Origin of the sequence: Pelosinus baikalensis (assembly GCF_020819555.1) — a bacterium.
Lineage (GTDB): Bacteria > Bacillota > Negativicutes > DSM-13327 > DSM-13327 > Pelosinus > Pelosinus baikalensis.
Genome location: NZ_JAJHJB010000029.1, coordinates 31024 through 44968 on the forward strand (window position 1 = coordinate 31024; position 13945 = coordinate 44968).

Sequence of the window (13945 nt, forward strand, 5' to 3'; positions counted from 1 at the left end):
GTGTATTTATAGACAAGCATAAGCAGATTTTTGATATTAAACTTATTTGTAATGTTTAAGGGTGAGGTTTACTCTACTTCAACATTCAAGTAATCTTTAATATTATTAAAACATATCCCTTTTATCATTTTACCTAAAAAATCAAAATCTTGATAATAACTACCTTTTTCTACCCAGTTGCCCACAAGATTACATACAATTCGTCTAAAATATTCATGCCTTGTGTAAGAAATAAAACTTCTAGAATCGGTTAGCATCCCAACAAACCGGGAAAATAATCCAATGCTTGACAGAGCCTTCATTTGGTCGATCATGCCCTCTTCATGGTCATTAAACCACCATGCCGATCCAAACTGAACCTTCCCTGGTATATCACTTTGAAAATTCCCAGCCATCGCAGCCAGCATATAATTATCTCTAGGATTCAAACCATACAAGATCGTTTTAGGAAGTAACTGTACAGCATCCAGTGCATCTAAAAACTTTGCTAATTCATTGGCAAAGTTAAAGTCTGCTATCGTATCAAAACCAGTATTGATGCCAATCGAATGCAGCATTCTAGTGTTTGTATTTCGTATCGCACCAATATGAATTTGCATAGCCCATCCATGCTGTGCATATTCTTTGCCTAGGAAAATTAAGATTGCAGAACGAAATTTGATTTGTTCTTCTAGCGATATCGATTGATTATCAAAACGTTTATTAAAGATGTCATATATTTCGTCTTTATTGGATTCCATGTAAAAATGCTCCGATAAACCATGATCTGATAAACGGCAGCCAACTTTGTGAAAATCCTGTATTCTATGTTTCAGCGCTTCAAGATAATCTTCAAATGTATGAATGGTAATACCCGCAATATCCCCTAACTTATTTATCCATTTCTGAAAATTTTCATGACCAACTTCTAAAGCCATATCAGGTCTAAAGGTTGGCAGAACCATTACGTCAAATGTTTGATCCGCCTTTATTTTCTCGTGATATTCTAAGGATTCTACTGGATCATCGGTTGTGCAAAGGGCTTTCACATTCGATCTTCTGATAAGATTTCTTGCTGAAAACTCTTCCTGTTGAAGCAACGCATTACATTTTTCCCAGATTGCATCTGCAGTTTCCAATGTTAAATGATACTGAATTCCAAAGTAGTGTCTAAGTTCAAAATAGGTCCACTGAAATAGAGGATTGCCAACTGTATACGGAACCGTTTCAGCCCATTTCTGAAACTTCTCATAATCACTTTTATTACCTGTAATATACTCTTCCGATATGCCGTTAGCTCTTAATGCTCTCCATTTGTAATGATCTCCACTTAGCCAGAGCTGTGTTATATTCTCAAACTTTTTGTCATCTGCAATTTCTTGAACAGGGAGATGGCAATGATAATCAAAAATAGGCATATCTTTTGCATACTCAAAATATAACTTTTTAGCAGTTTCTGTCTCCAAAAGATAATTTTCATCCATAAATCCATTCATGTATATCACCTACCATTCATTTTTATACAATTACTTCCTGATTCTTAGGAACTTTAGGTCCATTTACGAAGAAAGCAACAGCTAATGCGCCTATCATTGCCAGACTTGCTGCCAACACAAATGCAGATGTATATTGACCAGTCGTTTGTACCAGCCATCCCGTTATTGATGGTCCCAGAATTCCGGAAACATTGGCCATTGCATGAATAAATCCACTGGTTCCGCCAACTCTATCGCTTGGCACAATATCTTGGATAATAGCCCAATACGTTGTAGCCTGTAAATATAAAAAGCAAATACCTACGGTCATTAGAGAAACTGCAGACACCACGTCATTAACAAAACCGGTTAAGCCAACACATATCGCAGCTAGCATCAGACAAGTCACTAAAACTACCTTTCTGGAAAAGAGCAATTTTCCTGTCTTCCTGTAGATATAGTCAATAATAATACTGCCAAGAAGTTGACCGATAGCTCCCGCTATCCATGGAATCATCGCCGCAAAACCCATTTCTTTAATACTCAGATGCCTTGCATCTACTAGATAGGTAGGAAACCATGTAAGAAAAAAGAATAGTGTATAATTATATCCAAACATCCCTAACAACAAAGCAAATATCCTCTTTTGCTTAATAATCGATATCAGTGAAACCTTAACTTGAGTTGAAGTCGTTGGCTCAGTACTTGATATTTCGATCCTGCCAGCATTTATTTCTGCTGCTTCTTCGTTAGAAACCATAGGATGGTCTTCTGGTTTATCAGCACTTACCTTCCACCATATTAATGCCCATATTAAACCAATTGTCCCTAAAATAATGAAGGTTGCTTCCCACCCCCACGCCAACGAGGCAAATGCGACAATTGGAGCAGATAACGCTCCGCCAACGGGAGCCCCCCCATTACAAATCCCAACTGCAGTCGCTCTTTCTTTGACAGGTATCCAATTGTTCATAGTCTTATTTGTGGTGGCGGTAATTGGCCCTTCACCAAAGCCAAAGAAAAGTCGGACGATAAGCAATGAAACAAAACTATATGCTCCTGCTGTTAGTCCACAAAAAAGCGACCAAACAACCATGGCCGAACCCATAACTTTCTTTGGTCCCACTTTATCTGAAAGATAACCGCCTACAAAATTAAAAAGGGCATAACCTACAAAAAAACTACTCAAAATCAACCCTGATTCAAATGGTGTCAGTTCAAATCGTTTATTCAATATTGGTAAGGCAACTGACATGGCTGTTCTATCAACATAGTTTAGAGCATTACCTAGAAATAACATGAGTACAATGTTCCACCGATACTTTTTAAACATTTTTAAATCCCTCCTAATAATAATTCAGCAAATTTAATATGTTTGGATAAGTGTAAAGATTTTGTTTTTTCTCTTTATACTTACATACGAATTAATAGCTAAGATAACTTATTAGATCACAAGTAAGAAAACAGGATACATACTCTATAAGATAAACCCAGAAGCGTATTTGAGCCGATGCTCCTGGGTTTATCTGCTATATACATCTTATATAATGATATGGAATTCTTTAATTCTTTAAATGTTTTTGTAAGGTAGCTTTTACAGCACCTGAGCCAGAAATCATTTCTTTAAAATAGCCTTCAATCTTCTCTCCTAGTCCAACGCTATAAAGATTTACACCAAATATTTCTTCATTGGAAAGTATCGGCTGCAAAGAATCTCCCACAGATTCTACATCCCCTATTTTTATTCCTGAAATATAGGCTGTTAAGGTAGATAACAATGGATCAGAACTTAAGCTCATTTCATTATCTTGGTCATCAAGCCCCATCAAATACCTGCACCATCCGGCAATTACCAAAGGAATAAAGGTAAGGCTTGCTGGATCCAAATCGGCCCTTTCAGAGTACGCTTTGATTGTCTCGCCAAAACGTATTGCTACTTTTTGTGATGTGTCGGATGCAATCCGTTGTGGAGTATCGGGAATATAAGGATTAGGAAACCTTACTTCAATCACTTCTTTAATAAAAGCTTTTGGATCCACAATTTGTGGATTTATAACTACCGGCATACCTTCTTCATAGCCTATTTTTTCTACCAATTTTTTTAAAATAGGATCTTTCATCTCGTCGGCGATCAACGTATACCCTAACAAACAACCAAAAACTGCAAGAGAAGTATGCAGAGGATTTAGGCAGGTACACACCTTCATCTTCTCAACTCTATCTACGGTCTGTCTATCAGTAAAGATCACGCCTACATGCTCTAGTGGCATACGTCCATTGGGAAACTTATCTTCTATTACTAAGTACTGAGGCTTTTCAGCATTCACAAAAGGAGCGATAAATGTGTTTTTTGTTGTACAAAGAATATCTGTACTTCCAAAACCACTTTGATTCAATGTGTTTTTAACGCTTTCGGCAGGTCTAGGCGTAATTTTATCGATCATACTCCAGGGAAAAGATACTTTTTCTGGAGTATTTATATAGTTCAAAAATCCCTCTTCAACCAAACCTAGCTCAACCCATTTTCTACAAATTGCTTCTACAGCACTATAAAGTTTATCTCCATTATGGGAACAGTTATCCATACTAACAAAAGCAATTCGCAGCTCTCCGTGTTGATAACGTGTGTAAGCTAATGATGCAATTTTAGCCATAACACTTTTTGGATTTTCCGGTCCCTTATTCATATCTTCCTGAACATCGGCAGAATAATTTCCAGCCGCATTCTTTAAACTATAACCTTTTTCTGTAATTGTAAAACTTGCTAACTGTAGCGAAGGTTTCGAAAAGATGGTTTGTATTCTCTGCCAGTCATTTGCTCTTGAGGGGTCTCCCACTAGACTTTCGCCTATGCTGCCAATAATTTTTTTATCCAAACTACCATCGGTATTCATAATAGCTAATAAACCTAAATTATCATAAGGAGTATATATTTCATCGATAATTTCACTATCATAGGTTTCCACTACAACAATTCCTGAATCTACTGTTCCTGAATTCAGAAGTGATTGTTGCAGCATAGCAATAAATCCTCTAAAGATATTGCCAGCCCCGAAGTGTACCCATGTAGGATTTTCTTTTGTCAAGGCGGTCATTTTCTCATGATTAAATTTCAAATTTTCTATGCCCGCTTGTTCCCATAGGCTGGTATTTTTTATACTTTCTTTGTTTAGAACTAACATGAAAAAACTCCTTTCACTTTCATTACTTACTCGCGCCTCTCACAATAGCATCCCAAAGACCACACAAATAATTGGCCCCTAAGGCTCTATCATATAAGCCGTAACCCGGTCTGCCTTTTTCATCCCAGATCATCCGACCATGATCAGGACGGATCGGTCCGGTAAAACCAATATCATAGAATGCCTTCATAATTTCATACATATCAAGGGAACCTTCATCAGCTTTGTGAGCCGTCTCATTGAAGATCCCAGGCTCATGAACTTGTACATTACGCACATGTCCAAAAGCAACCCGATCGCCGAAGTAGCGGATAATTTCAGGTATATTATTTTCTAGATTGGCTCCCAATGAACCACTGCATATAGTCAAACCATTGCTGGTGCTATCAACCATATCTACAATCCTTTTTAGATTTTTCTTGGAGGTTACAATTCTAGGAAGACCAAATACGGAATAAGGGGGATCATCAGGATGGATTGCCATTTTGATACCATATTCTTCTGCAGCAGGTACTACCGCTTTCAAGAAGTACTGCAAATGACCAAACAGTTTTTCTTCATCAATATCTTTATATAAATCAAAAAGATGTTTTAACTCTTTTAAGCGCCATTCTTCCCAGCCTGGGAGCTCGAACCCATTGGAATTTGCCTGCATTTCTTCCACCAATTTTTGCGGATCTTTGCCTTGAATTAATCTAACATCAAAGTCTAAAGCAGTTGAACCATCTGAAAGTACTTTAGCCAAATCGGTTCGTGTCCAGTCAAATACTGGCATAAAATTATAGCAGACAACCTTCACTCCAGCCTGACCAAGGTGCTTTAACGAAGTGATGTAATTTTCAATATACTGATCTCGTGATGAAAGCCCCAACTTAATATCTTCATGAATATTAACACTTTCGATCGTTTCCAATAATAATCCCTGATCTTCGATCTCCTTCTTCAATGCAAGGATTTTATCTAATGGCCAAATTTCACCAACAGGAACATCAAATAATGCTCCTACTACTCCTTTCATCCCAGGAATTTGACGGATATTCTGTAAGGATATGGAATCATTTTCTTTGCCGTACCAACGAAATGACATAATCATTTACATTCGGACCCCCTTTGAAATTGAAATAGCAAACTGATTTCATTAACTGCATCTGCAATGATATTAATGATAAATTCACCAAGTAACGAATTCATTAATGATATCTGCTTGTTAATCAGATATTATCATACTACCATACTAGTGTAAATACCATTTAACAGTATCTTTTAATAAAATCTGATTTTTAAGTTTTTTTTAGAACATTATTGCAATTAAATATAGCTGCCTAAAAGGCAAAAATCCTTTTAAGCAGCTATGTTGTGCAATACTTATAAAATTACAGAATGTGAATTCCTCTATCAAAACTAAATTTATAGCAATGTCGATTGCTTTTGTTTAAAATAATCAGCATAATCTCTATATAAATCCTGAATATCAAATTTCACTTTATTCAAGTGGCGGTCAATCGTCCGCATTCCCAAATCTACATCTTTTTCTTTAATCGCTAGAATCAGTTCCTTATGTTGCTTTAAGACGGGCGATACATCATACCCACCAGCCATATTTAACATTCTGACTCGATTATAATGTGTATTCATCTGCTGAATCATGGACCAAATCCGTGCCTTCTTGCAGCCTACAAAGATAATTTTATGCATTTCTTCATCTAGTTCATAAAACCGCAAATAGTTTTTTTCCTTAAAGCATAATTCTTGCAAAGCAATATTGGATTGAAGTTCAAAAAGCTTATCACTTGGAAAATCAACACAAGCCATAGCCATAACTGCTTTCTCAACCGTTTCGCGCAAAAACTTGGATTCCTCAACATTCTCAATATCAATAAGGGATACATATGTTCCTTTCTGTGGTAAAATATCGAGCAAATATTCCTGAGATAATTGGATAAATGCTTCCCGAACTGGAGTTCGGCTTACATTTAATAACTGCGCTATGTCTTTTTCCGATAAAGCACTTCCTGGAATAAGTTTTAGTTCCATTATATTAAATTTTAAAAATCGATATACATATTCTCGCGTAGATTCACGAGGATTTTTTTCAATTATACTTACTTCCATAGTGTTCCTCCAAATTATCTTCATTGATATACTAATACATTAGTATATCAATATTTCCTCTATATTTCCAGCTAAAATATAATGAAAGAAATATATAACAAGGCTTAAACGAAATCTTAACTAGACTATTCCCGTCTGACTAAAAAGAAATACGATGCCAACAAGAGGTGCCATCAGCCCTCCAAAGACAAAAGACAAAACTCCAATAAGAGCTGATGCACTGCCTGCCGCTTTGCTTGATCCTGCATGGCCAAGGAAAAACTACTGGTACCAACAATCCCAACGCTGGAAACCACCACAAATAATGGCAGTAATATAGAGTAAAGTCCTCCCCCAATTAGGATCATAAGCAGCAGCAATCCCCCTCCTGCAAAAGAAAGCGTCAGCCCAGCAACCAAAAGTTTCTTCTCAGGAATTCGCCCTGCAAGTCGTCCTCTAATTTGTCCGGCAATAATGATGCCAATGCTGTTAATTCCAAAGAGCAAGCTAAACATCTGGGGTGAAACACCAAAAATGTTTTGCAGGATAAAAGGAGAACCAGAGATATAAGCAAACATGCCAGCCATTACAAAACCTTGTCCTAGTGCATATCCCATAAAAGTTCGATTTTTTATTAATTGACGAAAGGTAAGGATCGCTAAAAGGTCCCACAAATAATTGCCCCAAGGCAATCCCCAGCAGACACGACGTCAAACTCAACTGCGCTAAAGAGGTACTGGAATTTAGCTCAGTGACCAGATTCGGCAATGCAGGCAAATACATATCAATGGATAAAGGTCCAAAAGAAGCCAGCGCTCCTAAGAGAAACGCAATCCATAAGACAGAGGATTTCCCCTTATTTTTTATTACATTCTCCTGATAAATGAAATAGAATGAACCTCTGCCAATGTGATGATAGAGTTGATTGTTTTGTAGTATGAAAATGTATAAGTTTTAGGGATGAAGCACTTGAAAAGATTTTCTAATCTTTATACTATTACAGGTTTTATTATCCGGACCGGATTTCCGCCTGCGACCACATTGTCCGGAATATTTTTGGTAACCACCGTACCGGAGGCTATTACGACATTATTCCCAATTGTAACACCGGGATTTATAATCGAACCACCGCCAAGCCAGACATTGTTCCCGATGGTCACCGGTTTACCATATTCCACGCCAGAATTTCTCTCATAAGGATCAAGCGGATGCGTTGCGGTGTAAATATGTACACCGGGTGCCATAAAACAGTTGTCACCAATGCATACTTCACATACATCCAGGATGACACAGTTAAAATTGGCATAAAAGTTTTCTCCCACATGAATGTTGTACCCGTAATCACAGCGAAAATCAGGCTCAACAAATAGTTCTGCCCCGGTTGATCCAAACAGCTGCTTTAACAGGTCGCCCCTTTTCTCCGACTCGGTTTCCAAGGTGTTATTAATCAAACGTGTTAGCTGCCTGGCGTTTCTCCTGTCTGCAATCAGTTCCGGATCCCAGGCACTATACATTTCGCCGTCAATCATTTTTTGTTTTTCCGTTTTTCCCTGCAACATGACTCTCCCCCTTTTATCCCATTCATTTGCCTGCCAGCAAATATGCCCTAGCTTCGTAGGGCTGCAGCATAATACGTTCAATAGCTTCATCGCAATATCTGGATCATCCACCAGAATTAAGCCATAGAAACCATGCACAATAACCAGATAGCATAACTCCCTGTGAAAATTAATTAAACGCTTAGCTTATTTATAGAGTATCATATATTCCATATTTTGTTATTTTTTTATTTCATCTCAGCCTTTGCTGGCATACAATTTCGCTCCAAATAAGCGTCTCAAGCTGTTCATCCTTGACAGCAACCCACTAATATGAAGCTACGATCGAGTAGCCGGGAATTTTTCCACAGTTGCTTAAGTTTTAAAGATGCTTCAAGAAGTTATTCTACCTTATTGGATGCTGCTACCCAATTCCCTTGCGTTCGCTAAGCTTAAATGCCCTTTGATGTTTCCGTAATTCGCAAAGAATACCCTCAAGTTCCACCTAAGGTTGAATATTATTTATCTAAAAGAGGGCAATCCCTTATTCCCATATTGGATGTAATGTGCTTTTGGGGTCAGGAGAACCAATTATAGAATGTGTAATATTGATTACATAAAAACACTCCACTTCTAATTTTCTTGACATTTCTGAACCAAGGATAATTACTCCATCATAGGTAATAATAACTTATATAGCAAAGGAAAATGCCAATAATAAATATTGACGGCAATACTCATCTTTCTGAGTTACTTCAGTCAGATGGGTTATTTATATTAATATCTGCTAAATGAGTGTCTGCTAGAATATTCATAAGTGACCAATTAGATTACCTTTACAAGAAAGGAATATTTATTTTTATTACCTTCATTGATATTCTATTACATCTTTTCCTTCAACTCAGTAAAATCGTCAGAGCGTGTGAAAAGCACTCTCTTTTTTTACAGTAAAGTGTCTTAATACGACCTTACTCATCACACAGTTTAGTGAACTCTCTAAATGCTATTTTTAAAGCGTCACCTTACTTTGTGATATAATGTAAACAGAAGGATTTCCTTATCGTCCGACGAAAACCAGGAAATAAAAGCAGTGAATAACGTACAAGGAGGCATCATATGGGGCATCATCATGGTCATAGCCATGAAGGACCTCTTCATGGAAAAAACAACCGCACCGCACTCACAATATCACTGATCATCACCGCAGGTATCATGGTTCTTGAATTTCTGGGGGGATTGTTTACAAATAGTCTTGCTTTGCTCTCTGATGCCGGACACATGCTCAGTGACACCACCTCGCTGGGATTAAGTCTGTTTGCAACTGTTTTGGCACTCAAACCGCCGTCACCCCAAAAAACCTATGGATTTTACCGTTTTGAAATACTGGCTGCTTTTTTCAATGGATTGACTTTATTTATTATTGCCGGCTTGATTGTTTGGGAAGCCTACGGACGCTTTTTCGCACCGCCGTCAGTCAATAGTATCTACATGATCGCCATTGCTGCGATCGGCTTGCTTGCCAACTTATTAAGTGCCTTCGTATTGACGAAAAAGGGAAACATGGACAAGAGCATTAATCTCCGCAGTGCATATCTTCATATTCTTGGCGATGCCCTCGGCTCTGTCGGGGCCATAATCGCAGGGCTATTGATGTATTTCTTCTCCTGGTATACGGCTGATCCCATCATCAGCGTCATTGTTGCACTGTTAATTCTACGAAGCGCGTGGGGTGTGATCAATGAATCGGTGAACATTCTGCTCGAAGGAACGCCTCCTACAATCAACTGGATGGAAGTAAGAGAATCTCTGCAACGTATCGATGGCGTTCGTAATGTCCACGACCTGCACATCTGGACAATCACCTCCGGTCTCGACTCACTAAGCTGCCATCTGTTAATTGAAGGGAGCCAAGACGCCCAAACCATCCTGCAGGAGGCAATCAGCATCATTCGCGACCAGTTTCAAATTAACCACACTACGATCCAAATTGAAATAGCAGACTTCAATCATGAAACATGCCTGCAGATAACTCCACCCCTCCATGCACGAACCTAAGGACAATGTATATAAAAAGCCTTCCAGCGGTAACGCCGGAAGGCTTTTTATATACATTGACAAACAGACTCTACGTTTCCTAATTTTAGCATTTTTTATTAATACTTCATTTATTCTGTTATAACATGTACCATCATTAAACACTTTTTTCTTGTTTAATTTTCCATGAATTTTGACGATGACTTTTTGGAAGACTAAAAATAAAATCAAAGGAGGAGGATACGTATGGAAAGAAAATTATCAAGACGAAAAACGCCCCGTGGAAAATATAAAAAATACGCTGCTGCTTTAGCAGGTGCTGCTATCATGGCAGGTGCTGCTGGTACTGCTCTTCCTGCTACCACTTATGCTTCTGAAAATCCTAATATTCATCCTATAAAAATAGAGCAAACCAAAGCAAGTGCCAGCTATGATACCAGATATAATGATAGTTCCCACTATAACACGAGGCAGAACAACGGCTCCAGCTATGATACTCGGTATAATGGCAGTAATAACAAAAATGTTACTAGAGCAAGCAATGATGCCACCTACGCTCCCAGACATAATACCAGTGCTAGCTATGACACCCGCTATGATGGCGATGGTAGTAAATATGATACTAGATATCACAACAGAGACGGTAAATATGACACCCGGTATAATAATAGAAATGGCTGGCATAGACACAATCATAGCTGGCCCAGCTCTAATGACAACCGGGCATTGTACAAAGATGGTCAAATCTATTATAGCAGTGATAACAATCGCTATAATGACTATTATGAATACGGCAATTACCAAACCAGCCCTATAACCGTTGCTAAAGATTCTGCAGCCAGATACGGATTTGACGCAAGCCGTGATTCTTTTTCCCTTCTTTCCCAATCAGGCAATCGGGCCACAGTCCAAGTGGTAAAACAAGATACCAATCAACGCTTTAAAATGGATCTTGTGAGAAGCCAAGACGGTGATTGGAATATTACTGGTGTACGTGGAACAGGCAATGCAAATTTAGCAGCAATGTACCGTTAAAATTCGGCACTTTCCCCTTTAACATCATAAAAGATATATAAAAAAATAGCTAGAAACCTTTTCAATAAGGTTTCTAGCTATTTTACTATAAGATGATTAACGATACTAAATTACGAATGGGATTCAAGGTAATTTAGCTCCTTGTCATCTGCAACTGGCGCATTAAACGATTGCCAATTTCCTTAATATTTACTGCTCGCTGCCGCATATAATCATTCTCGAGAAGAACTAGCATCGAAACAATTTCATTCACAGTATATTCCACTGCTGCTTCTGCACTGGCATGATTCTTATTGATGAAAGTCATAACAGAATCACTAAAGGATCGAGCACTCACTAATTCCTTATGAACAGCTAAAACTTCAGCCTGCCCTTCTTTATCTTTTTCATTTAACTGCTGCAAGCTGGTAATCTCTGCTTCCACTGCCTGCTGTGCCGCTAAAAAGCGGTTTTTTTCTTTTGCTTTTTGACTCATAATAATTCCTGAAGAAGCTGCAGGTTCTTCTCCTTTAGCTATGTTATTACTCTTCGCCAAACTTATCATCCACAATTTTCTTCAAAGCAGCGCCTGCTTCAGCAGCATCGGGCCCATCAATTTTCACTGTGATTGTATCTCCTTTTTTTACACTTAATCCCATAAGATTAATTAGACTTTTTCCATTAGCCTGCTTATTCTCTTTTATTATCGTAATACTGGATTTAAAGGTAGAACATTTTTGAGCAAAAATAGCTGCTGGTCTTGCGTGCAGCCCTGCCTTATTTTTAATTTGTAAAGTGAGTTCCATTACAATTCCCCCTTCTTTTCATAGGATCGTAAATCTATGCTTTTCTAGCAATGACTTTCTTAACAGCTAATACCACATCATCCACAGTAAGCCCGTACTTTTTCAAAAGCTCTTTTGGAATACCTGATTCACCGAAGGTATCACGTACTCCAACACGTTCCATCGGTACAGGAAACTTCTCCACCAGCACTTCTGCTACTGCACTGGAGAGCCCCCCAATAATGCTGTGTTCTTCACAAGTAACAATAGCACCTGTTTGCTCTGCTGCTTTTACAATCGCGTCTTTATCAATTGGTTTTATTGTATGAATATTCAGTACTCTAACACTGAAACCTTCTGCTTGTAATTTTTCAGCAGCCTCTTTAGCAATATGAACCATTATTCCTGTTGCAACAATGGTTGCATCCGTTCCTTCCACTAAGCAAACAGCTTTGCCATGCTCAAACCTATATTCTTCTGTAAATAAATCAGGTACTGCCATACGTCCTAAACGAATATAAACAGGTCCATCATACTCAGCAGCGAATTGTATTGCTTGGCAGGTTTCAGTCCCATCAGCCGGTACTAACACCGTCATATTAGGAATACTGCGCATTAAAGAGATATCTTCAATCGACTGATGAGAAGCCCCATCCTCCCCCACTGTCAAACCAGCATGAGTGGCGGCAATTTTCACATTTAGTTTCGGGTAGCAAATCGAATTCCGTATTTGTTCGTAAGCACGTCCACTTGCAAACATAGCAAATGTAGAGATGAAAGGAATTTTTCCCGCTGCTGCCAAACCTGCAGCAACTCCCGCTAAATTCTGTTCTGCAATACCAACATTAAAAAATCGTTCAGGGTAACTTTTAGCAAATACGCAGGTTTTCGTTGATTTGGATAAATCCGCATCCAACACTACAATATTAGAGCAAAGGCCACCCATTTTTTCTAATGCCTCACCATAGGCCTCTCGTGTAGCTTTTGCCATTTCTACAGCCCTCCCCTTGACAACTCAAATAAAAATTCTTCGCATTCGCTAATGGATGGAGCTTTCCCATGCCATTCTGCTGCATTCTCCATCTTTCTGATACATTTTCCCTTAATGGTAGTAGCAATAATTGCAGTCGGCTTATCAAGAACTTCTTTGGCACTTTGAACAGCACAATGGATTTCTTCGAGATCATGACCATCGATCTCAAGAACATTCCAGCCAAAAGCACGCCATTTTTCTGGAATAGGCAGAGGTGATAACACTTCAGAAATCAAACCGTCAATTTGAAGGCCATTAAAATCAATAAAAATGGTAAGATTATTCAATTTATAATGAGATGCAAACATTGCTGCTTCCCATATTTGTCCTTCTTCTAGTTCGCCGTCGCCCAACAATGCAAAAACGCGATAATCGCTGCCATCGATTTTACCAGCTAAAGCCATTCCAGCTGCAGCACTCAATCCTTGTCCCAAAGATCCTGTAGACATATCCACGCCAGGAATTCCTTTCATATCAGGATGTCCCTGCAATCGACTATTTATCTTACGCAATGTTAATAATTCATCCGCAGAAAAGAACCCTCTTTCTGATAACGCAGCATATAATACGGGTGCGGCATGTCCTTTACTTAAAACAAATCGATCCCGCTTAGGGTTTTTACTATTTGAAGGATCAATATTCATTTCTTGAAAATATAGATAGGTCAGAATTTCAACTGCCGACAGGGAACCACCCGGATGACCGGATTGTGCTTGTGTAATCATACGAATAATATTTTTACGTATATTCAATGTTGTCTCAGTCAAACTATTAATTAATTCAATATTCACTCTATTTGTGATACCTCCTGATT

General features: G+C 38.4%; 13 protein-coding genes and 1 pseudogene. 3 read left to right on the forward strand and 11 right to left on the reverse strand.

Annotated features, from left to right (window positions below; translation table 11 throughout):
• Positions 1–68 precede the first annotated feature (68 nt).
• The 7 genes from uxaC to LMF89_RS17840 all read right to left on the reverse strand — a co-directional run bounded on the left by uxaC (position 69) and on the right by LMF89_RS17840 (position 8424).
• On the reverse strand, positions 69–1475 hold the full coding sequence (gene uxaC / locus LMF89_RS17810) for a glucuronate isomerase (RefSeq protein ID WP_229536245.1): 1407 nt from the start codon (positions 1473–1475) through the stop codon (positions 69–71).
• A 22-nt stretch (positions 1476–1497) separates the two neighbouring features.
• Complete coding sequence (locus LMF89_RS17815; protein WP_229536246.1) at positions 1498–2787, reverse strand: MFS transporter; 1290 nt, start codon at positions 2785–2787, stop codon at positions 1498–1500.
• Between the two features lie 229 nt (positions 2788–3016).
• On the reverse strand, positions 3017–4636 hold the full coding sequence (locus LMF89_RS17820; protein WP_229536247.1) for a mannitol dehydrogenase family protein: 1620 nt from the start codon (positions 4634–4636) through the stop codon (positions 3017–3019).
• Between the two features lie 22 nt (positions 4637–4658).
• On the reverse strand, positions 4659–5729 hold the full coding sequence (uxuA, locus tag LMF89_RS17825; protein ID WP_229536248.1) for a mannonate dehydratase: 1071 nt from the start codon (positions 5727–5729) through the stop codon (positions 4659–4661).
• A gap of 314 nt (positions 5730–6043) precedes the next feature.
• Entirely contained in the window at positions 6044–6748 is a 705-nt protein-coding gene (locus LMF89_RS17830; protein ID WP_229536249.1) for a GntR family transcriptional regulator, read from the reverse strand.
• 173 nt (positions 6749–6921) lie between these two features.
• Positions 6922–7401 (reverse strand): MFS transporter, encoded by a 480-nt coding sequence (locus LMF89_RS17835; protein ID WP_229536250.1) that lies wholly within the window; start codon positions 7399–7401, stop codon positions 6922–6924.
• Between the two features lie 315 nt (positions 7402–7716).
• Positions 7717–8424 carry a sugar O-acetyltransferase gene (locus tag LMF89_RS17840; RefSeq protein ID WP_369412638.1) on the reverse strand — a complete coding sequence of 236 codons (708 nt, stop codon included), beginning with the start codon at positions 8422–8424 and terminating at the stop codon, positions 7717–7719.
• A 306-nt stretch (positions 8425–8730) separates the two neighbouring features.
• Between LMF89_RS17840 and LMF89_RS17845 the strand changes: the two are divergent.
• The 3 genes and pseudogenes from LMF89_RS17845 to LMF89_RS17855 form a co-directional block, all read left to right on the forward strand.
• A pseudogene (locus tag LMF89_RS17845) lies at positions 8731–8862 on the forward strand (winged helix-turn-helix transcriptional regulator); the annotation flags it as partial.
• 519 nt (positions 8863–9381) lie between these two features.
• A complete protein-coding gene (locus LMF89_RS17850) occupies positions 9382–10320 on the forward strand; it encodes a cation diffusion facilitator family transporter (protein ID WP_229536251.1) in 939 nt (312 codons plus the stop codon).
• A gap of 225 nt (positions 10321–10545) precedes the next feature.
• Complete coding sequence (locus tag LMF89_RS17855; RefSeq protein ID WP_229536252.1) at positions 10546–11334, forward strand: hypothetical protein; 789 nt, start codon at positions 10546–10548, stop codon at positions 11332–11334.
• Positions 11335–11467: 133 nt separating this feature from the next.
• Here LMF89_RS17855 and LMF89_RS17860 read toward each other — a convergent pair whose 3' ends face one another.
• Genes LMF89_RS17860 through LMF89_RS17875 form a run of 4 tightly spaced genes read right to left on the reverse strand, consistent with a single transcriptional unit; the run spans position 11468 to position 13922 of the window.
• A complete protein-coding gene (locus LMF89_RS17860; RefSeq protein ID WP_229536253.1) occupies positions 11468–11869 on the reverse strand; it encodes a phosphoenolpyruvate-utilizing N-terminal domain-containing protein in 402 nt (133 codons plus the stop codon).
• Positions 11856–12119, reverse strand: coding sequence for an HPr family phosphocarrier protein (locus LMF89_RS17865; RefSeq protein WP_229536254.1), 264 nt, complete (start codon positions 12117–12119; stop codon positions 11856–11858). The genes LMF89_RS17860 and LMF89_RS17865 overlap by 14 nt, the downstream gene beginning before the upstream one ends.
• 34 nt (positions 12120–12153) lie before the next feature.
• Positions 12154–13089 (reverse strand): transketolase family protein, encoded by a 936-nt coding sequence (locus tag LMF89_RS17870; RefSeq protein ID WP_229536255.1) that lies wholly within the window; start codon positions 13087–13089, stop codon positions 12154–12156.
• Positions 13090–13091: 2 nt separating this feature from the next.
• Positions 13092–13922, reverse strand: a complete 831-nt coding sequence (locus LMF89_RS17875) for a transketolase (RefSeq protein ID WP_229536256.1) — start codon at positions 13920–13922, stop codon at positions 13092–13094.
• Between the last annotated feature and the right edge of the window lie 23 nt (positions 13923–13945).